The 25816-nt window shown below is 36.8% G+C and carries 23 protein-coding genes; 14 read left to right on the plus strand and 9 right to left on the minus strand.

Going from position 1 to position 25816, the window contains the following annotated elements:
• Window positions 1-52: 52 nt before the first annotated feature.
• Complete coding sequence (gene ddpX / locus BUC16_RS12330; protein WP_073370976.1) at window positions 53-712, minus strand: D-alanyl-D-alanine dipeptidase; 660 nt, start codon at window positions 710-712, stop codon at window positions 53-55.
• A 494-nt stretch (window positions 713-1206) separates the two neighbouring features.
• Between ddpX and cobA the strand changes: the two genes are divergently transcribed.
• The 6 genes from cobA (at window position 1207) to BUC16_RS12360 (ending at window position 6739) form a co-directional block, all read left to right on the plus strand.
• Entirely contained in the window at window positions 1207-2019 is an 813-nt protein-coding gene (cobA, locus tag BUC16_RS12335; protein WP_073370977.1) for a uroporphyrinogen-III C-methyltransferase, read from the plus strand.
• 136 nt (window positions 2020-2155) lie between these two features.
• Window positions 2156-2521 carry a hypothetical protein gene (locus BUC16_RS12340; protein ID WP_073370979.1) on the plus strand — a complete coding sequence of 122 codons (366 nt, stop codon included), beginning with the start codon at window positions 2156-2158 and terminating at the stop codon, window positions 2519-2521.
• Entirely contained in the window at window positions 2521-2922 is a 402-nt protein-coding gene (locus BUC16_RS12345) for a DUF5958 family protein (protein ID WP_073370980.1), read from the plus strand. The genes BUC16_RS12340 and BUC16_RS12345 overlap by 1 nt, the downstream gene beginning before the upstream one ends.
• Window positions 2923-3107: 185 nt before the next feature.
• Window positions 3108-3989, plus strand: a complete 882-nt coding sequence (locus BUC16_RS12350; protein WP_073370982.1) for a pirin family protein — start codon at window positions 3108-3110, stop codon at window positions 3987-3989.
• Window positions 3990-4276: 287 nt separating this feature from the next.
• On the plus strand, window positions 4277-5968 hold the full coding sequence (gene ilvD / locus BUC16_RS12355) for a dihydroxy-acid dehydratase (RefSeq protein WP_073370984.1): 1692 nt from the start codon (window positions 4277-4279) through the stop codon (window positions 5966-5968).
• A gap of 216 nt (window positions 5969-6184) precedes the next feature.
• Window positions 6185-6739 (plus strand): XAC2610-related protein, encoded by a 555-nt coding sequence (locus BUC16_RS12360; protein WP_073370986.1) that lies wholly within the window; start codon window positions 6185-6187, stop codon window positions 6737-6739.
• Between the two features lie 114 nt (window positions 6740-6853).
• Here the strand turns inward: BUC16_RS12360 and BUC16_RS12365 are convergent, their stop codons facing one another.
• The 4 genes from BUC16_RS12365 to BUC16_RS12380 form a co-directional block, all read right to left on the minus strand.
• Complete coding sequence (locus tag BUC16_RS12365) at window positions 6854-7324, minus strand: hypothetical protein (RefSeq protein ID WP_073370987.1); 471 nt, start codon at window positions 7322-7324, stop codon at window positions 6854-6856.
• A 174-nt stretch (window positions 7325-7498) separates the two neighbouring features.
• Window positions 7499-8047 carry an acyl-CoA thioesterase gene (locus BUC16_RS12370; RefSeq protein WP_073371249.1) on the minus strand — a complete coding sequence of 183 codons (549 nt, stop codon included), beginning with the start codon at window positions 8045-8047 and terminating at the stop codon, window positions 7499-7501.
• A gap of 48 nt (window positions 8048-8095) precedes the next feature.
• Entirely contained in the window at window positions 8096-9523 is a 1428-nt protein-coding gene (locus tag BUC16_RS12375; RefSeq protein WP_073370989.1) for a rubredoxin, read from the minus strand.
• Window positions 9524-9600: 77 nt separating this feature from the next.
• On the minus strand, window positions 9601-13113 hold the full coding sequence (locus BUC16_RS12380; RefSeq protein WP_073370991.1) for a nitrate reductase: 3513 nt from the start codon (window positions 13111-13113) through the stop codon (window positions 9601-9603).
• 176 nt (window positions 13114-13289) lie between these two features.
• Between BUC16_RS12380 and BUC16_RS12385 the strand changes: the two genes are divergently transcribed.
• The 6 genes from BUC16_RS12385 to BUC16_RS12410 all read left to right on the plus strand — a co-directional run bounded on the left by BUC16_RS12385 (window position 13290) and on the right by BUC16_RS12410 (window position 19752).
• Window positions 13290-13988, plus strand: coding sequence for a Crp/Fnr family transcriptional regulator (locus BUC16_RS12385; RefSeq protein ID WP_073371250.1), 699 nt, complete (start codon window positions 13290-13292; stop codon window positions 13986-13988).
• Window positions 13989-14370: 382 nt separating this feature from the next.
• Window positions 14371-15819 carry an alginate export family protein gene (locus BUC16_RS12390; RefSeq protein WP_084546194.1) on the plus strand — a complete coding sequence of 483 codons (1449 nt, stop codon included), beginning with the start codon at window positions 14371-14373 and terminating at the stop codon, window positions 15817-15819.
• Between the two features lie 19 nt (window positions 15820-15838).
• Complete coding sequence (locus tag BUC16_RS12395) at window positions 15839-17065, plus strand: CmpA/NrtA family ABC transporter substrate-binding protein (RefSeq protein ID WP_073370993.1); 1227 nt, start codon at window positions 15839-15841, stop codon at window positions 17063-17065.
• Window positions 17066-17162: 97 nt separating this feature from the next.
• A complete protein-coding gene (gene ntrB / locus BUC16_RS12400; protein WP_084546196.1) occupies window positions 17163-18044 on the plus strand; it encodes a nitrate ABC transporter permease in 882 nt (293 codons plus the stop codon).
• A gap of 28 nt (window positions 18045-18072) precedes the next feature.
• Complete coding sequence (locus tag BUC16_RS12405; protein ID WP_073370994.1) at window positions 18073-18879, plus strand: ABC transporter ATP-binding protein; 807 nt, start codon at window positions 18073-18075, stop codon at window positions 18877-18879.
• Window positions 18880-19203: 324 nt separating this feature from the next.
• Window positions 19204-19752 carry a chlorite dismutase family protein gene (locus BUC16_RS12410; protein WP_073370996.1) on the plus strand — a complete coding sequence of 183 codons (549 nt, stop codon included), beginning with the start codon at window positions 19204-19206 and terminating at the stop codon, window positions 19750-19752.
• A gap of 92 nt (window positions 19753-19844) precedes the next feature.
• Here the strand turns inward: BUC16_RS12410 and BUC16_RS12415 are convergent, their stop codons facing one another.
• A complete protein-coding gene (locus tag BUC16_RS12415; RefSeq protein ID WP_073370997.1) occupies window positions 19845-20924 on the minus strand; it encodes a T9SS type A sorting domain-containing protein in 1080 nt (359 codons plus the stop codon).
• Between the two features lie 442 nt (window positions 20925-21366).
• On the opposite strand from BUC16_RS12415, the gene BUC16_RS12420 reads away from it, so the two are divergent.
• Window positions 21367-22401, plus strand: a complete 1035-nt coding sequence (locus tag BUC16_RS12420) for a hypothetical protein (RefSeq protein ID WP_073370999.1) — start codon at window positions 21367-21369, stop codon at window positions 22399-22401.
• Between the two features lie 92 nt (window positions 22402-22493).
• Here the strand turns inward: BUC16_RS12420 and BUC16_RS12425 are convergent, their stop codons facing one another.
• Both BUC16_RS12425 and BUC16_RS12430 read right to left on the minus strand, forming a co-directional pair.
• The gene (locus BUC16_RS12425; RefSeq protein WP_073371001.1) at window positions 22494-22850 is read right to left on the minus strand and encodes a helix-turn-helix domain-containing protein; all 357 of its coding nucleotides are present in this window, start codon (window positions 22848-22850) and stop codon (window positions 22494-22496) included.
• Window positions 22851-22855: 5 nt separating this feature from the next.
• Window positions 22856-23209: a type II toxin-antitoxin system HigB family toxin gene (locus BUC16_RS12430; protein ID WP_244534364.1), complete on the minus strand. Its 354-nt coding sequence runs from the start codon at window positions 23207-23209 to the stop codon at window positions 22856-22858.
• A gap of 117 nt (window positions 23210-23326) precedes the next feature.
• Here BUC16_RS12430 and BUC16_RS12435 point away from each other — a divergent pair, with 117 nt between their 5' ends.
• Window positions 23327-24166, plus strand: a complete 840-nt coding sequence (locus BUC16_RS12435) for an SGNH/GDSL hydrolase family protein (protein WP_084546199.1) — start codon at window positions 23327-23329, stop codon at window positions 24164-24166.
• A 58-nt stretch (window positions 24167-24224) separates the two neighbouring features.
• Here the strand turns inward: BUC16_RS12435 and BUC16_RS12440 are convergent, their stop codons facing one another.
• Window positions 24225-25715, minus strand: a complete 1491-nt coding sequence (locus BUC16_RS12440; protein ID WP_073371002.1) for an MFS transporter — start codon at window positions 25713-25715, stop codon at window positions 24225-24227.
• Window positions 25716-25816: the final 101 nt, after the last annotated feature.

Below are 25816 nucleotides of genomic sequence, written 5' to 3' on the forward strand. Positions count from 1 at the left end.
AAAAATCAGCGATAATCCGCCAAATCCGTGTCATCCGTGTCCCAATTCAGTATCAATCGCATTTCCATTTCGTGTTGGAAACCTTGTCGGTCAAGGCGGATTTCAAATTGTAGTGCCACCATTCCGAATCAAAGGAATTGAAACCGTTTTGGGTCATTACTTTTTTCAATAATTTTCTGTTCTTTTTCACTTCTTTCGAAAGTTGGTCATAATTATGGCTGGCTTCAATGCCGAAATGATCGAATGGTGTTCCCATATCGAGTTCTTTGCCTGTAGAATCGACCAAGGTAATATCTACCGCTCCTCCTCTATTGTGGATGGAACCTTTGGCGGGATCGGCAACATAAGAAGGATTCGACACAATTTGCCACATTTTTTTCTGGATGTCCAAAGGTCGGTAACAATCGAAAAACTTGATTTTATATCCTTTTTTCATAAAAACGGCATTGGCCTTGATTATGGCTTTGACAGTTTTCAATCTCAAAAAACATTCGGCGCAATCATAGACTTTGGCTTTCAAAAAATTATCAGACGTGGCATATTTCATGTCATAGACAAAATCGGGACTATAGTCTTTGATGTTCACGAAAGTGGTGTCGTTGACAATAGATTGATTTTCTGCGGAAGCAGCAGGGATTCCTGTCTGGGATTTACAGGAAACCACGGAAAAGAAAGTGCAAAGCAATAACAAGGATTTGAAATAAAAAGTCATAAATACTATTTTTTATAAAAATAGGCAAATCAGGGGAATTCAGTCTGAAAAGGCAATTATTTTTTTAGCCACCACCCTAGCAATATTACAATGTCATTAACAATCGTCTTCGTCAGTTCGAGTGTTTTAGTTAAAAATGCGATAGCTTTTTTTACTAAAATGTATCGAGAACTCTACTATTAATAGGCTTCTCGATACAATTTTTAATAGTAAAGCTGTCGCATTACTATTAAAAACCACTCGAAGTGACGGTTAAAAGTTTTAACTTAATGATATTGAGCGATAGTGAACTGGAAAATGAATATTTAATCATTTTGATAGAATTCCTGCTAAAAATCGTCTTTTGAAAAATTTAACTAATTTTACAGTCGCAACTACTTATATTTTTATATATTTACACTACGTATTTATACTTACTTTTGATAATGTAAAAATATTAACCAATAGTAAAAACGAAATATAAGTAACTGAACAGCAACTAATACAAGGAAAAAATGACACACAACAATCCAAAACTAACTATTGTGGGAGCTGGCCCGGGCGATGTGGAACTCATCACTTTGAAAGCCATAAAAGCACTGGAAAATGCAGATGTCATCCTGTATGATGCACTCATTAACGAAGAATTGTTGCAATATGCCAACAAAAATGCGGAGATTCATTTCGTGGGCAAGCGCATTGGCTGTCATGCTTATACCCAAGACCAAATCAACGACCTCATTGTTTCGATGGCACAACGCCACGGTCACGTGGTTCGTTTGAAAGGTGGAGATCCCTTCATCTTTGGTCGTGGTGGCGAAGAAATAGAATATGCACAACAATTTGGTATCGAAACCGCCATTGTTCCCGGAATATCATCTTCTTTGGGAGTACCGGCAGCCAACGGAATCAGCCTGACACAAAGAGGAATTTCCGAGAGTTTTTGGGTAATAACCGGAACCACTTCCGACCATAAATTGTCCAAAGACGTCGCTTTGGCATCCCAATCCTCGGCAACGGTGGTCATCTTGATGGGAATGAATAAATTGGAGGAAATCGTTTCGATTTACCAAACCAATAGAACCGACGATTTGCCTGTGGCCATCATCCAAAACGGAACAAAACACACACAGAAAAAAGTATTTGGAAACATTAGTTCTATTACTGAACTAGTGGCAGAACACCAACTTTCCTCGCCTGCCATCATCGTCATTGGCGAAGTGGTGAAACATACTTTAGATTTCACCCCTTATCTACAGGACGAGAATATAGCCGAAGATGAATTTGTTTTTCAAAATCTGGATATGTTCGAAGTTTATAATAATTAAATGTTTCATGTTGGTTGAAACCTAAAAAAATGCTGATTTAACGATCAGTATTTTTTTTGCGACAACCTCTAAATAATGAGATATTTCGTTCATTGCAAATAAATTATTATAAATTAGCAGAACAAAAAACAGGATTATGACACAAAGCCAACCCTATTGGGGTGGATTGGAGTCATTTTATAACACAAATTCACAAGTTAGTGGCTATATTACCGCAAAACCTAAAAAAATGGAAATTAACGAATTCATAAATAAGCACAAAATTCAAAAAAAAATATTGAATTCTTTTAGCCATTTAGTTAACTCAAATAAAATTGAAGACTTAAATATTGAAGACAAAGAAATATCAATTGATATAAAAAAATTTGACTATAAACAAACTGAACTTAATCAACATTCTTTTCAAACTTCAATCTTAAAAAACAAAAAAGAAATTGGTTATTATACTGTAATTTTTACAAATGAAGGAAATGAAATTGATGATTTTTTTGTAATAAACTAATGGATAAGATAGAACTTATAATTAATGAAATAGCTCAGAATAAAATTGAGTTTAATGAAGGTTGCCAAACTGTATTGAATGATAAGGGTTTTAATTTTGAAACAATATTCAGTTGTTTACGAAATTATATTTTTAACTCAATTCCAGAAAAAACAAATTATAATACTCAAACCTATCAGAACGCAATTAAAACAATTCCATTGAAATCAACATTTACACCAATTGTCATTTTAAAATCGTTCGATACCAAAATTGCGTTTAATAAACTTGAGAAAATTATTGAAAACGAAAGAGAAAAAACTATAATTGCTTTATTATGGATATTAAAGCAAACAGACACCGAAAGAAGAAATACAGAATGTAAAAATGGTTGTGGACACGATTGGCATAACATTGAATAAAAATACAGCCACTAACAGCCACTGCAACGGATTTGGACATTTGGCTTAACGGAAAGTTGGTTTTGTATTTGGGATGATTTAGCAAGCTTGGGTTATAATCAAACTTCAACTTTTATTCGTATTTTCGTTATTATGCCTAAGAGCTTAAAAAGCATCGTAAACCAAACAACTAAAAACACCAATTCATGTCAAATATCAATCTCATCATTGAAGAACGCGCTGCCGATATAGGAAATTTTATGGTAGGCAGATTGCTGCCTTTCCGCCAAAAACGTATGGTAGGACCATTTATTTATATAGATCATATGGGTCCCGTGAAAATGAATGAGCGCCAGAATTTTGATGTGTTACCGCACCCGCACATTGGTCTTTCTACCCTTACTTTTCTGTTTGAAGGCAGTATTATGCACCGAGACACCCTTGGCAATGAGGTAGAAATAAAACCCGGCGAAGTCAATTGGATGACTGCAGGAAAAGGCATTGTCCATTCCGAACGCACTCCCGAATACCTGCGCCATTCCGAAAAGAACATGCACGGTTTACAGATTTGGGTAGCCTTGCCAAAGCATTTGGAGCAAATGAATCCAGAGTTTTTCCATATTGGCAGCAATGAAATCCCTTCGTGGAAAGAAGGCGATGTCGAATTCAAATTAGTGGCCGGAGAAGCTTTTGGCCGGAAATCAATTGTGCCAGTGTACAGTCCGATGTTTATGATAGAGATAAAATCGTCTTCAAAACAAACATTGAATATTGGTCAACATCTTTTTGGCGAAGCAGGTCTTTATATTATGGAAGGCGGTATCGAAAGTGACTGCAACGCTTATGAATCCAAACAAATATTGGTCGCCAAAAATAGTTCTCTTTGTGAATTTACAATATTGGAAAATTCCACCATCTATATTTTTGGCGGCGAACCTTATCCCGAAGAACGTTTTATCGACTGGAATTTCGTTTCATCCGATCGGGAATTAATTGAACAGGCCAAACAAAACTGGAGAGAGCAAAAGTTTGACAAAATAGAAGGTGAATCAGAGTTTGTTCCGCTTCCCATATATCCTAAAAAATAAAGAACTGTCCCAAAAAAATCTCAGGATACAGGTTACAACCTGAGTTTGATTAATAAATCACAAAACTCAACAAACCCACCCGTTTAAAATAGTTTAAACGGGTTTTGTTTTTAAACCCCAACTTCCTACTGTCTCAAAAAAACACTTTTTTGCAATTAAAATCTACCAATCCGGGGTCGATTATTATTTTATCCCGCTTGGATTTTATGTATTTTTGCACCGAAATTTAAGACAGCCGTCTTTTAAAAAATAAACAAAGCCAACTTAAAAAATATAAAAATTTTAGCATGAGAAGTGATGAAGTAAAAAAAGGGTACCAAAGAGCACCTCACAGATCATTATTTAGAGCAACAGGATTAGTGGATGAAGATTTTGACAAACCCTTTATTGGTGTTGCCAATTCATTTATCGAGATTATTCCGGGACACTTTTTCTTGGACAGGGTAGCCCGAATCATAAAAGAGGAAATCAAGGCAAACGGCTGTGTTCCCTTTGAATTCAACACCATTGGCGTGGATGACGGTATCGCCATGGGACACGACGGAATGCTTTTCTCGTTGCCGTCCAGAGAAATTATCGCCAACTCCATAGAAACAGTTATGAATGCACACAAACTGGACGCCATGATAGCCATTCCCAACTGCGACAAAATCGTTCCGGGAATGATTATGGGCGCATTGCGAGTGGATGTTCCAACGATATTCGTGAGTGGTGGTCCAATGAAAAAAGGACACACCAAAGACGGTGTTCCCATTGACCTTGCCACAGCTTTTGAAGCTGTTGGTAAATTTGAAGCCGGTCAAATGAACGAGGAAGAGCTAAAAGATATTGAGTGCAACGCCTGTCCTAGTGGCGGAAGTTGTTCGGGAATGTTTACAGCAAACTCCATGAACACCCTTATGGAAGCCATGGGAATCGCTCTTCCTGGAAACGGAACTATTTTGGCACTGACCAAAGAGCGCGAACAACTGTACAGAAGCGCAGCCAAAAGAATTTGCGAAATTGCCAAAGACAAAGCACAAACCGAAAAATTCAAGCTTAGAAACATCCTGAATGAAAATGCGGTAAGAAATGCCTTTGCAGTGGATATGGCCATGGGCGGAAGTTCCAACACGGTTTTGCACATGTTGGCGATTGCCAAAGAAGCCGATGTCGATTTCAATTTGGAAGACATTAATGCCATCTCGAAAAGAGTTTCCCATATCGCCAAAATTTCTCCAAGCTTGTCCACCGTTCACATGGAAGACATCAACACGGCGGGTGGCGTGAATGCGGTAATGAAAGAAATGACCAAAAGAGGCGATTCCATATTATTGGACAACCTAACCATAACAGGTGAAACGGTTTTGGAAAAAATCAAGGATGCCTACATCAAGGACACCAATATTATCCACACAATAGACAACCCGTATTCACAAGTGGGCGGATTGGCCATTTTGTACGGCAATCTAGCCGAACAAGGTGCGGTGATTAAAACCGCAGGAATTACTGGCGACAGGGTTTTTACCGGAACAGCCATCTGTTTTGATGGTCAACAAGAAGCCGTTGACGGCATTACAAGTGGCAAAGTAAAAGCCGGTAATGTTGTAGTTATTCGATACGAAGGCCCAAAAGGTGGTCCGGGAATGCAGGAAATGTTGGCCCCTACTTCCTTGATTATGGGAATGGGCTTGGGAGCCAAAGTGGCGCTCATCACCGATGGTAGATTCAGTGGAGCAACTCGTGGAGCCAGTATCGGTCACGTGAGCCCGGAAGCTGCCGAAGGCGGAATGATTGGATTACTTAAAGACGGTGACGAAATTCACATTGACGTGGATCAATATATTTTGTCCGTGAATTTGAGCGACGAAGAAATTGCCAAAAGAAAAGCCGAGTTTGTTCCTTTGAAAAAAGTGTTGACCTCAAAATGGCTGGGGCAATATAGAAGTTTGGTGACCAATGCCAGCAGCGGTGCCGTTTTAAAAACTGATTTGGATTAAAAACGGAACACTTCAAAAAAGTATCCAAGTTTAAAATAAGGGTTCGACTTTTTAATTAAAGTGGAACCCTTTTTTAATTTGAAATCGCCATTCTTTTTACGACTACTTTTGAGCTAAAAACCTCATAATTATAGTTTAATTCCACTAAATTTACAATAAAAAATTTAGCTTTTTTGAGGATATTAAACGAATTGAAGTTATAATAAAAATACCACTATGAATATATTAGCCCTCCTATTTTCCTTCTTTATCTTCGCTAGTTGTAATTCACAAAACAAAAATGTTAATGAAGCAACTTTAAAGGCTAAAAGCAAAAAGTTATTAAAAGCATTTAATCACGAAAGCAAAATTACTTCGGCTGATTTTGATACTTTAATTGACTTGAATTATGATGCTATCAAAGATTTTGTAATTGGGTATTATGGACAATCTGGAACAGGATTAAAAAACAAAATCCGAGTTTACCTATATGATATTAAAAAACACGACTACATTTTAAACGAACAATTATCTAACCTATCAAATCCAACATTTTACATTGACCAAAAAAAGATTACGGAATTTTACATTGGAAATGGTGGTGGAAGCGGAAGTAAACTTGAATGGATTAATGGAAAATGGATTGTGACAAAATTTTTTGAGGTTGATGAAAATGAAATAAAAACAGTATGGAAAGTAACGTATCCTTTAAAAAAGAAAACAGAAAATTGGGCAAAACCATTTCAATTCATTCCTCCTAAAGATATTTTGGAAACTATCGTTAAAGAATAAACATTTTATAAAATCCATAACTCTTACAAACCTTTCAAAATTTAAAATCAATAAAAACCCCGTTTAAAAAATTTTAAACGGGGTTTTTATTTTTAATAATTACTTAATAATCAATTATTTACCAACACAATCAACAGCGGTAAATTTATATTTCACGTTGTCAAAATCTATGGGTTGGCCTTTGACAAAAGAAGAAGTTCCCAAATAGGTTTCTATTTTTCCGTTGCCCAAGATGAGTTCGTTTCCGCGTTTTAGCAATGCCATTGGATTTTTGTATGTAGCTTTATCTGTACCCGAAATAAACGAATAATCAACAAACAAGGTATCTCCACGGAATTCTCCGGCGATTTTCCCAACTTTTTCAGCTCTGTCAAGAACTTTCATCACCAATTCTCCGGTTATTTTTCCGCTTTTCAAGGTGTTGATTTTTAAATCAAGGGTGTCTTTTTCATACAACGCTTTATAACATTGCACGCTTGTCGGTGTTTCATCCAAGGCTTGAACTTCAACGTCTTTTGGTTTTGTATTGCAGCTTTCGAGTCCAATGCAAGCCAAGAGTAAACAAAATAGGCCTAAATTTTTCATGGTAAATAGTATACGTTAATTAATAATTGTGGCAATAGTTATGCTAATTTACGCATTAATAACGTGCAATAATACCATTTTAGTATTAAATAAAAACAAGTCGTCCCTTCGATTGATTTTCGCCAAGAGCGGTATCATTCAAAGGGACGAGTATATTTATTAATCGTGAAAAAACTACTCCAATTCCACCTTGACATTATATTCGTTGGAACTCAAAATAGATTCAATGGAGCCAAAAGTGGCAATTCCTTTTTGATATTCTCTTTCTTTTTTTAGGGCAAGCTGTCTTACGCTATGTTCATAACGACTTACTTCTTTCAAGGTTGTCAAAATCAACCCGGGAACCATGACATTTTTCCCTTCGTTGTCTTTGGCAACCATCGTAAAATAAGAAGAATTACAATGCTTGATTTCTCCGGTTCGAATGTTTTCGGCTTCCACGCGAATCCCGACAACCATCGAACTGTTCCCAACATAATTGACACTGGCCTTCATGGTAACCAACTCTCCCACTTCTATGGGCTTCAAGAAGTTTACCGTATCGACAGAAGCCGTTACGCAATAATTTTCAGAAAATTTTGATGCACAAGCAAAGGCTATTTGGTCCAGTAAAGACAAGACATACCCTCCGTGTATTTTACCGCTAAAATTGGTGTGGGAAGGGAGCATTAGTTCCGAAATACTGATATGGGAGGAACTTACTTTTTTGAATCGTGTCTTCATGGTTTCTTTTTTAGTATTCAATATCATTAAACTGCCGAGCTTGTAAAATTAAACTTTTTCCAGAAAGTTTGTAAAATTACTTTTAGGCGATTCACACAGTGAACAATGGTAGTCTTCCGGCAAATTGGCAAACAATACTCCTTTTTCGATGCCTTGCGTTGAATCGCCGTATTCGGCATTATAAAGGGTCAAGCATTCTTGACATTGATGAATATCCTGCTCTTTTTGTTCCTTTTTGGCTGATGTTGCACTTACTTCAAGGGTCGAATTACCCAATTCATCAAAATATTTTCGACTCAATTCAATCAGAATGTTGGGCAGTTCCAACTTGTCCACATCTTGGGTATGAACGATGTATTCTTTGGTGTTCGGGTCAAAATTTTTGGCATACAAAACATTGTAGGTTGCCCTGATTTTTATGGATTCCAAATCTTTTGGAACATCATTTTTTTCAACAACTATCGACGTGAAATAATGCCCGTCACGATTGTATTCAGACAATCCAAAAGTTAGTCCGTAAGTACTGATGTCGAACTGGTCCAGCGTTCGTACCAAGAAAGTCTTCAAATTCAACGCCCATTCTTCGGCCACCGGCAAATGCCAGTTGAGTTCCAACAACGAATGCCTTACATTGATTCCCTTTTTCCCAAGGAATTTTTCCCAATCCAGTTTTCTTTCTTTTGGAATACCTTTTACAATAAACGATTTCCAAGGCGTGATACAAATCTTGCCAATTTTGCAATCAAAACACAAATCGCACATTTCTTTCAAAAAGTCCAAATCATAAAGGTTGTTTCTCCAATACAAGCCCAACCAATATTGGTCGATGCCCAGTTTATTCATCCCTTCGTAATAAGGGAAAGGGTAAAACGGGATATGCAACGGTTTGTCGATGGTTCTGTTGTTGGTGTCCAAGGCATCGTTGACCAATTGAAAAATCATGTCGGCAGAATCGGGTTCTTCTTCCAATATTTTCTCGATGGCATAATACACCTCCGCTATGTTCCAACTGTAAATCAATACGGGATACATTTCCATTTTTTCCCATTTGGGCAAACGGATATAAGCAAACCAATAATCTTCGTGGTGTGACGCAATAAAGTTGACATGACCTGTAAACAAAGGAACTAATTGTTGTTTAGGATCGGTAATATTCACCTTTAACTTGGGTTTGCTCTTGAATTGTTCCAAGATATACAGAAATTTATTTCCGGTAAGCCAAGGCGTGTTGCTGAAAATATCCGTCGAAACATAAGAAGTAACGATGTTGTTGCCGCTCTTTTCATTCGGGTAAACAAAATGATGTTTCCCGGCTTTCTCTTTTCCGATGGCCGTAAATCCTTTTGGAAAAATAATGTCTTGGCGAGAACCAAAAGAGATGGCTTCCAATCCTTGTTCCAAAGCCATGTTTACAATTTCTCGCAATTCACCTGGCGAAATAACGCCTCCTTTTACTATTAATCTTGTCAATTCCATAATTTTCAGATTTCAGATTTCAGATTTCAGATTTCAGATTTATTGCTAACTGCAACCTGAAATCTGCCAACTATATCTTATTTACATTTTGATAAAATCTCTTTCACTTCGGTTTTACAACTTCCGCAACCCAATCCTGCTCCGGTTGTTTTGCACAATTCCGTAAAATTGGTCACGCCGCTTTTGATGCATTCCTCGATGTTTCCACTTCCCACTTGGCTGCAAGAACATACGAGTTTGCCCAAAACAGGCTTCGCATTGGAACTTCCCCTCAATAAAGTATTCCTTTTGTCGGACAACTCTATTTTGCTTTCAATCATCGTTTTGAACTCGGCAAATTCGTTTTTGTCCCCCATCAAAATGGCGCCAACCAACAAGTCGTTTTTGACGATGCATTTCTTGTAATATCTTTTTCCTAAATCCGAAAACACGATTTCCTCGTAAGTATCATCATTCTCCGGCACTTCAATTTCGCCAATACTGCACAAATTGATGTCTTCCAGTTTCAGTATGTTCATCAAGATGGAACCTTTGTAAAAACTGCTGATGTCACCCGACATAAAGTTGGCCAAAATATCGGCCTGCTCTTCTGCGGCTGACGTGATTCCAAATAATTTATTTTCGAATTCGGCTATTTCGCCAATGGCAAAAATATTGGGATTCGAAGTTTGCAAATACTGGTTTACTTTTACCCCACGTCCGCAAGAAAGTCCTGATTCTTTGGCAATTTCTATGTTTGGAATGGTTCCAATGGTATAAACAATGGCATTGGCGGTAATAATTCGACCACTTTTCAGGGCAATTTCCAATTCGTTTGAATTATCCGTTTCGAATACCGTGCTGACTTCGTTGTCAAAATAAATTTGGATGTCGCGAAGTTGTACTTCCTCGGCCAACAACTTGCTCGAAATCCTGTCCAACTGACGCTCCATTAACCTGGAAGCTCGTTGAATAATGGTAATTTTTACTTTTTTGTGTTTCAAGGCTGCCGCCAATTCCAGACCCAATAAACCACCGCCCACGATAACCACGTGTTGGTCTTCGGCCGGTAAATTGGTAGTATCCAAATAATCTTTCAATCGGTCGGCATCGCTCTTTTTTCGCATCGTGAATCGTCCCGGCAAATGCAATTGTGCATTTTCAGGCACGAATGGACGACTTCCGGTGGCCAAAATCAAGGAATCAAATGTGTGTAAAACACCTTGGCTGTCCAAAATAGTTTTCTCCTTGGCATTCACGTTGTCGATAGCAACGTTCGAACGCATCGTGATGTCCAACTTCTCCAGTGCTTCTTTTTTAATTTTCAAAAGCTGCTCCCAAGTAAATTCTCCCGTCATGTATTCCGGCAGTAAAACACGGTTGTAGAAAGGATTTTCTTCGTTCGAGAAAACAATTATTTCGTCGGTTTTATTAATTTCCCTGTAGTTTTGGATGAATCGGAAAGCGGCTGCCCCTGCTCCAACCACGGCAATTTTTTCGAAAGGCTTCACGTATTTGATCACGGAAACCGTCGTGTATTTAAAATCGGGTTCTTTCGAAACTGGATCAACTATAGTATTGGTCAAGTTGTTGGTTCGGTTCAAATCATTTTCCAATTGTTTTCCCCAATGCATTGGCAAGAAAACCACCCCTTCACGAATCGTGTCCGAAACTTTTGCTTTAACTTGAACCGTCCCATTTTTGCTCGTTACCACAACAATATCTCCTTCTTCAATTTTTGATTTGAAGGCGTCAATTGGATTTATTTCGAGTACCGGACTTGGAATATGCGTCATCAATCGAGAAACTTTTCCCGTTTTGGTCATCGTGTGCCATTGGTCACGAATACGTCCCGTAGTCAATACAAATGGAAACTCGTCATTTGGTGCTGGAGAAGTATTTTCGATAGCCGTCGGGATATTGAAAATCGCTTTTTGCGAAGGCGTGAAGAACTTTTTGTCGGCAAACAAACGCGGTGTTCCCGGATGTCCATAATCGGGAACCGGCCATTGAAAGGTGCCTTCGTTTTTAAGACGGCTGTAATTCAAATAGGAAATATCGATATTGGTTCCTTTGGTCATCAAGCAATGCTCCTTGTATATATCTTCGGTAGTATTGAAATTGAAGCCCGTGAAATTCATTTTCTTGGCGAAACGCATCAAGATATCCACGTCTGGAAGTGCTTCTCCCGGTGCATTGATTCCTTTTGGCAAATAAGAAATTCGTCTTTCAGAATTGGTCATCGTTCCCTCTTTTTCCAACCAACCAGCGGCCGGCAACAATAAATCGGCAAACTTCGAGGTATCCGAATTGTGTGAAATATCCTGAACCACCACAAATTTGGCGTTTGCCAAGGCTTTCTCCACTCTTCGAGAATCGGGTAAACTCACCATTGGATTGGTACAAATAATCCAGATTGCCTTCATTTTTCCAGATTCCAAGGCTTCGAACATTTCGGTGGCGGTCAATCCCGGTTTTTCGGAAATACCGTCAACACCCCAAAAATCGGCCACTTCCTGACGATGCACTGGATTAGCCAATTCTTTGTGAACAGCCAGTAAATTGGCCATTCCTCCTACTTCACGTCCCCCCATGGCATTCGGTTGACCCGTTAAAGAAAATGGGCCTGAACCCGGTTTTCCAACATGCCCCGTAAGCAAGGAAAGATTCAATAATGCGGTGTTTTTATCCACTCCAATGGCGCTTTGATTCAATCCCATGGCCCAAAGCGAAATAAATCCTTTGGCTTTTCCAATAATATCGGCAGCTTGTTTGATTTGGTCCACTGATATTCCGCAAAGCTTGGAGGCTTTTTCCAGCGAACTGGACATCACCAAGTCTTTATATAATTTAAAATTCTCGGTGTGGTTATTTATAAAATCTTTATCGGCATAGCCTTTTTCGATTAAGCGTTTGGCCAAAGCGTGGTACAAAACAATGTCCGTTCCGGGAATAATCTGCAAATGCAAATCGGCAGCCAGGGCGGAATCTGTTTTTCGAGGATCGACCACGATTATTTTTATTTTTGGATTTTTTTCTTTGTGTTGTTCCAATCTTCTAAAAAGAATCGGGTGACACCAAGCAGGGTTGGCTCCCGTAATCAAGAACGTGTCTGCCAGTTCGATGTCATCATAAGCAATCGGCACGGAATCTTCCCCAAAAGTTTTCTTGTAACCCGCCACCGCCGAACTCATGCACAAACGAGAGTTGGTATCTATATTATTAGTCTTCAAGAATCCTTTTACCAGTTTGTTTACCAAATAATATTCTTCGGTAAGACATTGTCCTGAAATGTAAAAACCAACACTGTCAGGTCCGTGTTTTTTTATAATGGAAGAAAATACGGCTGCAGCACGATCCAATCCGGCATCCCAACTTACTCGTTCCATGGGATGTGATTTACTCCATCGCATTTCTGGATACAGGATTCTGTCTGAAGTATCGTTTACAACATAATGAAGATTCATCCCTTTAGAACAAAGCATGCCTCTATTTACAGGATTGTCTTTATCTCCGGTTACCGTAACTCCATTTTTAGCATCATTAGTTACTACAATTCCGCATCCTACACCACAATAGGAACACGTCGTTTTGATTTCTGAATTTTGCATTACAATTTCTTTATTAATGATGGAAGTCTAACTTGTCGACTTGTTCTCTCTTTTCGAAAGTGTAAAAATAAGTATTTTTACGTATAAATACGTATAAATTGAATATTTTTTTATAAATTTGTTCAAAATAAGTTTTTAGGATAAATTGAAGTTGCAAAATAATTAAATTTATGTCAATGAGAGAAGATCAAGCCAACTGCATTAGCTGTACCAATGAAAATTGTTTTATCAAAAAACACATTCATTTGGAGCAAATGAAAATCTACATTGAAAAAAAACGTAGTTTCGTTTGCAAAAAATCGCAACAATTTATCATTGAAGGCGCACCAATACAGGGATTGTACTTTATATACAAAGGAAAGGTAAAAACCGTAAAGACAGGTATTCACGGTAGGGAACAAATCGTTCGATTGACCAAAAATGGCGACACTGTTGGTTTCAGGGGTTTTGGTACCAGCAAGCGTTACCTTATCGGAGCTTATGCCTTGGAAGACACCATTTTATGCAACTTCAGCAATGAAGACATGCTCGAAATCCTGCATACCATCCCCGAATTCACCTTTGATTTGATGCTGTTTTACGCCGAGGAATTGAACAAAAGCGAGAACAACATTCGAAAAATTGCCCAAATGAACGTAAGAGAAAGGGTAATTGACACCTTATTATACATACATCGAAAATTCGGTCAGGCAAACGGCGTCATAGAACTTGATTTGTCCCGAAAAGAAATAGCTGATTTCGCCGGAACCACTGATGAACAAGTGATACGAGTAATATCAAGTTTAAAAAAAGAAGCCCTCATTAAAACGGTGGGCAAAAAAATAGGCTTGGTCAATGTCGATAAATTAAAGGCCGAAATCAGGGAACACAAGTAATTCCTGCTACACACTTTCCTACTCCATTCCATTTCCATTTCTTGGTTTTTCTATAAAAACACCTAGTCTTCAATCCTAAAGACTGTATTTCTCCTTCTTTTATTTTAATAATTTCCCTTCTTTTCAAGCTTTATATGAGGCAGAAAATCATTTTCTTCTGAACTCAAAACTCTTTTATACGTATTTCACACTAGGTACTTACCTTTTAAATTCCCTTACTATACTTGACTTAACGCTCATTATCTGTCAAAAAGCAGGAACAAAACCATCTTAATTACGATATTTTTAGCATTAAAAAGTTATTTTGGTCTGTTTTATACATAGCATCTAAGTATTAATACTTACGTAAATTTGCTTCATACTAATTAAAACAAATATTATTATGCAAAACGTTAAAACTAAATTACTAAACATTCAAGGTTTCAAAAAGGAAACAAACTTAAAAGCAAATCTTTCAAAATCTATTTTCTTGGGGCTTGTATTAGCATTGGCCGGTCAAAACGAAGCAAAAGCCCAATTAACCGTAACAGGACAAATAAGACCTAGAACAGAACTTAGAGACGGACAAGGAACTTTGCAAAAAGAAGGAGACGACTCTGCTTTGTTTACTTCTCAAAGAACCAGACTTAATGTAGGATATACAGGATATCGTTTTAAAGCATTTTTGGCATTGCAAGACGTAAGGGTTTGGGGTCAAGACCAATCTTCCATCAACAGAACAACTACGGAAGCCAACAACGGAGTTTTACTACACGAAGCTTGGACAGAACTTATACTAAATGACACTGTAAGCAAATTTCAAAATATCTCCTTAAAAATTGGACGTCAGGAAATTGCTTATGATGATCAAAAAGTTTTAGGAAACCTAGACTGGTTGCAACAAGGAAGAAGACATGATGCCGTTGTCTTCAAATTTGCCAACAAAGGATGGATTGCTGACCTTGGAGCAGCATTCAATCAAAATAAAGAATTGAATGTTGGTACTCTTTACAATGGAATTCCTCCCACTACAGCTGGTTATCCTGCTGGAACCAATGGAATAGGTACCATGTACAAATCATTTCAATATGCTTATATAGGTAAAAAATTCTTCTTCGGAGATTTATCTTTACTGTTCTTTAAAGATGATTTTAACAAATTTACCACAATAGCCAGTGTTTACACACCTTTACAAGGAGTATGGAGTCGTACTACATCTGGATTTTATTACAAAGTTAACCTTACCAGAAAAATTAATTTTACTGGAAGCTACTACTACCAAGGAGGTCGAGATAAAACAGGCCGTGTTTTAAGTGCCAATTTAGCTTCTATCACATCAACAGTGCAATTAGGACGTAAATTATTTGTAGGTCCTGGAGTTGATTTTTTATCTGGAACTGACGGAACAAAACCAGTAACTGCTGATTCAAGAAGCAATAAATTTGATCCTCTTTACGGAACACCACACAAATTTTGGGGAACAATGGATTATTTCTACGTAGCGAGTCCTTTTGGAAATCAAGGTTTGCTCAACTACTTCTTCAAAGCCAAATACAATTATACGGACAAGATGACTTTCTTCGCAGATGTTCATGGTTTTCAATCAGCCAATGCGATATCTAATGGTGCTGGCGGAACAAGAACACGTTATTTAGGTACAGAATTAGATTTGAAAATGACTTACAACTTTACCAAATTAATCAACATCGAAGCGGGTTATTCTTATATGCAAGCAACGAATACGATGGCATCTGCCCAGGTTAAAAATGTTACCAATGCAGATCTTTCTCCACAATGGGCTTATGTTGCCTTAAAATTTTCACCAAACTTCCTTGCAACCAAAAAAATGTAATTAATAAAAACAAATCAAGATGAAAACTATAAAAAATAAAATAGCAACACTAACAAAATCGATATTGGTTTTGTTAGTAACAGTAAGCACGGCTTTCACTACAATAAATGCTCAAAGTGACCCAGTAAGATTAGGATTTATTCCATTGACGGATTGCTCTCCAATCGTTATGGCAAAAGAATTGGGATTATTCAAAAAATATGGTGTTGAAGTAGTGGTAACCAAAGAATCTTCTTGGGCCAATGTTCGCGACAAAATCCTGACAGGCGAATTGGACGGAGCACACTGTTTGTACTCCATGCCGTTTTCAGTGTACACCGGAGTAGGTGGAAAAGCGGGATCAGAAATGAAAATTGCCATGATGTTGAACGTAAACGGACAAGCCATTACTCTTTCGAATGATTTTTGTGGAAAAGTTGGTTTCAAACAAATGAACAAAGTTACTCCAGTGGTTGCCGCCAAATTGAAAGCCGAAAAAGAAGTAACATTTGCCATGACTTTCCCTGGTGGAACCCACGATTTATGGTTGCGCAACTGGATGTCAATTGCCGGTTTGAATCAAAAAGCGGTAAAAATCATCACTATTCCTCCTCCACAAATGGTGGCGAACATGAAAGTGGGCAATATGGACGGATACTGTGTTGGAGAGCCTTGGGGTGGAGTTGCCGTAAAACAAGGAATTGGATTTACTCAAGTAGCCTCTCAAGATATCTGGAAAGACCACCCAGAAAAAGCCTTGGTAGTCAACAAAGAATTTAGCGCAAAACACAAAGCGGATCTTGTAAAAGTAATGAAAGCGATTATGGAAGCTTGTATCTGGTTGGACAATCCCGGAAATCGTAAAAAAGCTGCCGCAATTATTGGAAAAGCTCCTTATGTAAATGCTCCAGCCGATGTAATCGAAAACAGGTTGATGGGGAATTACGATTTGGGTTGCAACCAAGGTACAGAAGTATATGACAAAGATTACATGTTGTTTTACAAAGGCGGAACAGTAAATTACCCTCGTAAATCGTATGCAATCTGGGCTATGGCACAATATGTAAGATTCGGATATTTGAAAGAAGCTCCAGATTACCAAGCCATTGCCGATAAATTAATCTTGCAAGATTTATACGAAGAAGTAGCCAAGAGCATGAAAATAAAAATACCTGCCGACGACATGAAACCGTTTTCACTTACCATGGACAAAACAGTTTTTGACCCTAAAAACCCTGCAGCGTATTTGAAAGTCGTAAAAAGATAATAAAGTAAAATCAGTCCTATTCCTCTTCCTGAGAGGAGGAATGGCGATTGATCTTCAACTCAAATTAAAGATTAAAAACTAATTAAATTGTATTACCATGTCAGATAAAAACACACTAACATTTGATGCATTAGACTCATCCATCAATGTTTCTACAGAATCACCAAAGAGTGCTGTAGCAGAAAATTTAAAATTAACTTTAAACACAATTTTTGAAAAATCAAAATCAATACTTTTTGCAAGTATCGGTTTACTGGTATTTGGAGGATTTTGGAGTTTGTTAACCCTTTATACTGAAGGCGCATTACCTGGCCCAGTATCTACTTTGACCGTGTTGAAAGAAATGTTGAGCGACCCGTTCTACGATTATGGGCCAAATGACAAAGGAATTGGATTGCAATTATTCCAATCCATCAAAACGGTACTTTCGGGATTCTTAATGGGTTCATTAGTGGCCATTCCAATCGGGATTTTAATTGGAGCCAATACCATTTGCAAACAAATATTTTATCCAATCGTGCAATTGCTTAAACCAGTTTCACCTTTGGCATGGTTCCCAATTGGGTTGGTTGTTTTCAAAGATACCGGAATGGCAACCATCTTCATCGTTTTCATCACTTCGTTGTGGTCCACGCTCATCAACACTTCTTTTGGTGTGGCATCGATTCCGCAAGACCATAAAAATGTGTCCAAAGCATTTGGTTTTTCTAAAACGAGATACTTGACCAAAATATTGATTCCTTATAGTTTACCCCATATTATTACGGGTTTACGTCTAAGCATCAGTGTCGCTTGGTTGGTTATCGTGGCTGGCGAAATGTTGTCCGGCGGAGCAGGGATTGGATTCTTTGTATGGGACAGCTGGAATGCCTTGAGTCTTGAAAAAGTAATATCGGCCATTCTAATCATTGGAATCGTGGGATTGCTTTTTGACAGAATATTCACTTTCATCGAAAACAAAGTAGCTTATAAAGCTTAATAAAAAACAACTCTAAAAACATACGATTATGAGCTATCTAGAAATCAAGAACTTGGAAATCTCTTTTCCAACTCCAAAAGGAAAATATATTGCAGTAAAAGATATTAATCTATCCATCAAAAAAGGAGAAATAATCTCCATTATTGGTCACTCGGGTTGCGGAAAATCGACCATCATGAACGCCATTGCCGGAATGTTGAATCCAACGGGAGGAACAGTTGAACTGGACGGAAAAACAATAAAAGGCCCAGGCCCAGACAGGGGAATCGTGTTTCAAAACTACTCTTTGCTGCCATGGATGTCCGTTCATGAAAATATTTTCCAAGCAGTCGATTCAGTTATGGATTGTTCCAAAAAATTAAAACACGAAATCGTGGACCATAACCTAAAAATGGTTAATTTACTTTCGCACAGGGATAAATTACCCGGACAATTGTCAGGTGGAATGAAACAAAGAGTTGCCATTGCAAGAGCCTTTGCCATCAATCCTGGGGTCTTGTTATTGGATGAACCATTTGGTGCCTTGGATGCCTTTACCAAAAGTTCCATGCAACTGGAAGTATTGAAATTATGGAATTTGAACAATCGTGACAAAACCATCATCATGATTACCCACGACATCGAAGAAGCCTTGTTTTTGTCGGATCGAATCGTGGTTCTAAACGATGGTCCAGCTTCAACCATCAGGGAAATTGTGGAAGTGCATTTACCAAGACCCAGAAACAAAATCGAAATCGTGAAAATGCCCGAATATATTGAGTTAAGAGATAAATTACTGCACTTGTTAACCGATAAATTCTCTATCGAAGATATGGGCGTAGTGTATAAAAGTTAGTTTTTAATTACTTTTTTAGTTGGAGATCCCCGTAATGGCATGGCATTATGGGGATTCTTTGATTATAGGATAAATCAAGAAAAGAAAACACCAATTAGTCTTAAAATTTACTTATGATAAATGAATTCAACAATACGCGTCAGTTCGAGTGTTTTATTAAAAAATGCGATAGCTTTTTTTAATAAAATGTATCGAGAACACTACCATTATAAGCTTCTCGATACAATCCCGTCCAAAAGCGGGATCACTCGAAGAGACGGTGAGTTTTTTATTCCAGTAAAATCAAAAGTAAAAAGATAATAAACATTTAAATCAAGAAATACTATGGCAAATACAATTTTTGATTTCATCGGAGATACTGCCGGTGAATGGAAAGTAACTTCAATGACAACACTCAAAGGCAATCCTGTAACCCCTGTTTCCCATTTAAAAAAAGTGCCCGGAAATTTGGTGCAATCCGAAACAGGAATCTGGACTCTCAAAGGAATTGTCAGCAATTTGCGTTACACCGAAAAAGAAGACAAAGACAAATTGGTTGCCGTTCAAGAAGATTTGGGAAGACCACAAGCCACACTTGCCGCCTTTATTCCCATTCGGAAATCGGAAGCTTGGTGGAACTTGGCGCAAGACGAACGTCGGAAAATAATGGAAAACAAATCCCAACACACCCACACCGGAATGAAATACCTGCCCGCCATTGCCCGAAAGTTGTTCCATTCTCGCGATATTGGCGAACCCTTTGATTTTTTGACTTGGTTCGAATACGCCCCTGCCGATGCCGATGCTTTCGAAGAACTTTTAGTTTCATTACGAAAAACCGAAGAATGGACTTATGTGGATAGGGAAATTGATATTAGATTAAAGAAAATATGATTAGAATATTTTCTATTAATTAAAAAAGCCGAATCCTTTACAATTCAAATAGTTGAATTGTAAAGGATTCGGCTTTTACAGAAAAATTTAGATTACTTTTTCAAGAACTTAAATGATGTTCCCAATTCATTTAGTTTCAAAACATAAACACCAGAATTTAAATTAGTAATATTAAGTGTATTATTTGAAGCATCTAAATCGGTTTCAATAATAGATTGACCTAATAAATTATAAACACTTGCTTTTTGTTTTGAGTCTAATCCGTTTAAAGTTAAAACAGCATCATTATTCAATAATGAAAATGTATTTGAAGCAAACTCTTTAGATGACAATGTAGTATCTTCTATTGTAACTATTTTCCCGTTTTCTTGAAGGGATAGATACATTTTGTTTCCTATTAAAACTACATCTCTAAAATTAACAGAAGTCGAGTTTTGCCCAACTACTTGTGTAGAAATAGGTGCTGAACCTAAAAGAGAACCCTTTTTAACTTGGTTACCGTCAGTGATGTATAGTTCATCATTATTAATAAATGTACCTTTATTAAACAAAGCATTCACGAACGTAACCAAAGATGGACTTGCTAAATTTACACTATACACTTTTTGGTTATTTCTGTCAGAAACATAAACAATATTATTCTTAACTTCTAAATCTTCTACAACCTTAAATCCAGAAATAATAGGAGTTGGTACTGGATTTGAAGCAGTAAGATCAAAACTGTTTAAAGTGGAATTGACATTATTGGATATTTCTACTTCTGATGCAAAATACAAGGTATTTCCAGAAACTGTTAAAGCATTAATATAATTAGTACCTGAATGCACAGGAACAGCTCCAGCACCTGTATTTGTTACATCAATTTTAGAAATAGAACAAGCCAATTGTTGAGTTTCTTCCGCATTAAACGTTTCAAAAGAGAAATACAAAGATGTTCCACTTAGGGTGAAATTTGAAATATATTGATGTGCAGGTGCCGTATAAATAGGTGAAGCAACTGGTGTTGGTGCAGTTACATCTACAACATAAATAGTAGATGATCCTTGTACATACAATTTAGTACCGCTAACTAAAAGTCTATTGGGAGAATTTAAGCCAGAAACAAAATCGGTAACTTGTGCATTAACATTTAATGCAAAAAATAAAATAAATAATAAAGTAATTTTCTTCATAGTAGATTTTTTAGGGGTTATATTTAAATGGCAAATTAAACAAAAAGTTACGGAAAAATAAAGGAATTCTGTCTTTTTTTTTAATTTAAATAATCTTATAGTTGCTAATAACCAACAAAAGTTATACAAAACTCAATAATTATTCAATATTTCATCATAAAAACCACAAATATTTAGCATTTTTAAAAACTATTTTTTTCCACTTTATTATGATTTATTTATGTCTGGTTCAGGAATAAGGATACACAAAAAAACCTCCAAAATCTTTGGGAAAAGATAATATCTTAAAATGTTCTTTTCCTAATTTGTAAATAATTATTTATATATTTGATTTTAAATAAAGTATGTTATTTATCATACATATCTATCCAAAACAGGGTGGCTTTGTATGATTTTGTTATACATATAAACAAATTAAGTGACATTTTTTTGAGACGAACCAATGAACAATCAAGATTTATTAAACATCAAATTAAATATTGGCCAATCGATCTCTGCTCAAACAAAAATTTATCTTGACACGAATTACTGGCTTAGAATTAGGGACTGTAGAACAGACAAGGATACATTATTACGTAGCTGCCTTATTGAACTTGTAGAAGCTAAGAAAGTAATTTTGCCAATTAGTGAAATTACTTTTTGGGAAATTTTAAAGCAAACTGATTCTAATTCATTAAAACGTTCAGCGTTAATTATCGATAAATTATCAAGAGGAATTTCAATTGCTTGTGAAAAGGACCGACAAAAATTAGAATTTTTGCAGTTTGTAAAAGGCAATTTAGGAAAGCCTCTATACAATTTAAACGAAATAGTTTGGAGTAAAATTTCTTTAATAATACTGTTGCCTATTTTTGTAAAACATGATCCAGAAATGCTTAAAGGTGGATTTATTAATTTCCTAAGCGATATCTCTTTTGAAAATATTTTAACTCAACTTGAAGCAAGTTCTAATTTAAAACCGTTTTACCATAAAGATGACATTGACTCATTAAATTATGGAAAAGAAAAATACAAAGACGAAAACAAAAATTTTCATGAAATGTACTTATCTGAATTAGGTGGCTATTTACAAGAGTTTGAAAACGATTTAAATAGTTACTTTGAGGAATTCTATTTTGATGAAACAGGAAACAAAGTTTCAGACCAAGAACATCAAAATACAAATTTTAAAAGTTGGAAAAATATGATTTATAATTTATCTAAACTAAAAAAACTTAATGATAAACTTCCGTCTTACCGAATATTTCCAGAAATGAACGCTGTAGCTAGATGGAATACGAATCGGAAATATAAAGATGGAAATGATACTTTTGATTTTTTACACGTTTCAGCAGCTTTACCTTACTTCGACTATTTTTTCACAGAACGAGAATTGAGAACTATGATTAACCAACGAAAATTAAATGAAGTTTATAATTGTAAAGTTTTAAGTAATATCGATGAAATTCTTGAAGCTCTAAATCAAAATATCACATAAACCCGACCACGCAAACATATCCTCTCGACGTTAGTGCAGAATCGCATTAGGCAATTCTGCTACCAAAAATCGCAAAAAACACTGTTTTTTGACTAAGCACTGTGTAAAAATACCTCGGCAGGAATGCTAAAATAATTTTTCAATTTTTGAGCCATTTTCAAAGTGATTTCCCTCTTTCCTGAGAGGATTGCTGAAACGTGGCCTTTACTTCCGATTATAGGCTCCAAATCTTTTGCTTTCAACCCCATTTCTTGCATTTTGTATTTTATAACCTCTAGAGCGTCGAGTTCAGGTAATTGGTAATGTTTTTCGTCATAGTCTTTTATCAAGACGATCAACAAATCCAACTCGTCATTTTCAGGCGTATTGGGTTCTGCGTGAAAAATTTCCATCATACGGATGGAAGCGTTGTTGTAATCTTCTTCTGTTTTTAATACTTTCCAGTCCATAATTATTATTTTTTATCAATTAAAATTGTGGTGTAAAATGCTATAGTTTCAACATTGATTTTATCATATGCTGCATGTGTTCCAAACCAAATTACATAACAAGCGCCTTGTAAAAAATTTATTGAAACCACTAATCGAAAATCATTCCCTTTAATATTAAAAACAACTCTATTGCTATTTACAATACTCGCACTTCCATAGACGTTTTTTAATTCATTAAAATTATTGAATTCGTACTTAGAAAATTCGTTATACCAAATTAATAACTGCGTTTCAGCAATCGGATACTTTTTGATATAAAATAAAATCGTTTTCTTTACCAAGATTTTCATAGGACAAATATAACCAAAAGTTTTCATTTTGCAAACATCGATATTTAAACATAAAAGTTATTTAGCACTATCGCGAACAACGAAACTCGTGTTGAACAAAACCAGAATACTATAACTATTTTTGCACAACCATAAATTTAAAAAATGAAACACATAATTGCAAGTATCCTTTTATTGACCGTTGGTTTCAATGGATCTGCACAACAAGCGGTTCCAAAAGTAAAAGTAACAGACAAAGAAAAAACACCAACCTCACAATGGCAGGGCAAGCGAGTTGCTTTTCTAGGGGATTCGATGACGGACAAACGCCGTGTTGGAACTACTTATGTTTACTGGGAATATCTCAATGAATTGCTGGGAATAGACCCTTTTGTATATGGCGTCAGCGGAAATCAGTGGAACGACATTTACAAACAGTCGGTAAAGTTGCACGACGAAAAAGGAACAAACATTGACGCCATATTGATTTTTGCAGGCACGAATGACTATATGCACGATACGCCTTTGGGCGAGTTTTTCAGTGAAACAACAAAGCAAACCAACTTTAACGGAAAGGAAGTGACGCATAAATACCGGACTCCAATCCTGAATGATTCAACCTTTTGCGGACGAATCAATAAAGCGATGTCGTACCTAAAGAACAATTTTCCACAACAACAAATTATCATTATGACTCCCATTCACAGGGGATATGCCAAGTTTAACGAGAAGAACGTGCAACCTGACGAAAACTATGCCAACGGGCAAGGATTGTATATCGATTCCTATGTAGCAATTTTGAAACAAGCGGCTTCCTATTGGGCGGTTCCGTTGATCGACCTCTATTCGACGAGTGGTCTTTTTCCAATGGCCGATGCACAAGCGCAATACTTCCATAACAAAGAAACGGACAGACTGCATCCCAATGCCCTGGGTGATTACCGCCTGGCAAAAACTATTCAATTCCAGTTATTGGCATTGCCTTCGGGTTTTGTTGCCGAATAAGTTTAATCAAAAAAGCCTTTGAACTCAATCAAAGGCTTTTTTTTACCAACTTGTTATATTATTTTCTGGAAGATTGACGCTCCATAACTTTAGCCAAGGCTGGCTGTTTTTCGTTCATAATTTTGGTCACTGTTCTGTGCATCCAAATCAAACAAATGGACGAGAATATCAGGATAAATATCCATGAACTGGACCAAAATCCGGTACTGGTCAGCAAATATCCAAAGATGATTGGTCCAAAAAATCCTCCCAATCCACCTATCATTCCAACCATTCCTCCCACTACACCCACTTCTGTCGGGAAATATTCCGGGATATGTTTGTAAACCGCCGCTTTACCAATTCCCCAAGAAATACCAATCAGGATTACCAACACAAGATACACCCACATATTGGCACTAAAATGAATGGCGGTAACTCCTTTGGCCAACAATTCTTTTTTCTTCACCTCTTGGTTTTCTTTGACAACCACTTCTTGCCAAGAGTTTTTGGTTGGAAAAACAGTACTTTCAACCGGTTTTTCCACTTTTTTATTGATGGCAAAATCTTTGTCTCCCACTTTTACATTGGTTTCGGAAACCTCGGTTATCATTCCTTTTTTTCCGGCCATGACACCAGGACCAGCCGTGGTGATGTCCATTTTGGGCACCATCAACAAGGCACTTAATATTACAGAAGAAGACAAAACCCAATACATTACTTTTCTCGCTCCAAATTTATCGGACAAATAACCTCCAAAAGCACGAATAACACCCGATGGTAAACTGAACATCGTAGCAAACATTCCCCCCATTACCAAACTCGTTTGGTACACGTTCATAAAGTTGGGCAACAACCATTGTGCATAGGCCACGAAACATCCAAATACCAAGAAATAATAAGCTCCAAATCTCCAAACTCTCACGCTTTTAAGAGAACCCAACATTTGAGAAACAGTTTTGGTATGGTTTTCAATCTTTTTGTTTTTGGTAAAAATCAAAAATAAAACTCCTATAACAAGTAAAGCCACACCGTATATAACCGGCAATAATTTCCAACCATTCTGTGGATCTTCAATCGAAAATTGGTTTAACAAAGACGGCGCCATAAAGGTGGTAATGGCTGCACCCGCATTTCCCATTCCAAAAATCCCCAAAGCCCTACCCTGCCATTCTTTTGGATACCAAATAGAAGTAAATCCAATACCAACGGCAAAACTGGTTCCCACCATACCGAACATGAAACTTAAAACGGCAAACATAAAGAAGCTGTCAGCCAATGGAAGTAGAAACAAAGGAATGGAACACAGCAACAACAATAGAGAGAAAACATATTTTCCACCATATTTATCGGTCAGCATTCCGATTGGCAAACGCATAATTGACCCTGTTAGAATTGGAATTCCCAAAAGCCAGCCTACTTGAACGACATCCCATTTGAAAATACCGTTATCTACCAAAAAAGTAACCAGTACACCATTAAGAGTCCAACAAGCAAAACAGATTGTAAAAGCAAGGGTGTTCAGAAATAAGATTCTGTGAGATTGCGATAAAGAATTTGTTGATTTCATAATACTTATATTTTTTAACAAAAATAAGTACTACTACTCAATAAAAACCTGCGTTTTCGCAGTTTATGAAAAATAATTACGTATTTATACGTAATTTTAGT

This window comes from Flavobacterium fluvii (genome assembly GCF_900129545.1).
In the GTDB taxonomy this organism is placed as follows: Bacteria; Bacteroidota; Bacteroidia; order Flavobacteriales; family Flavobacteriaceae; genus Flavobacterium; species Flavobacterium fluvii.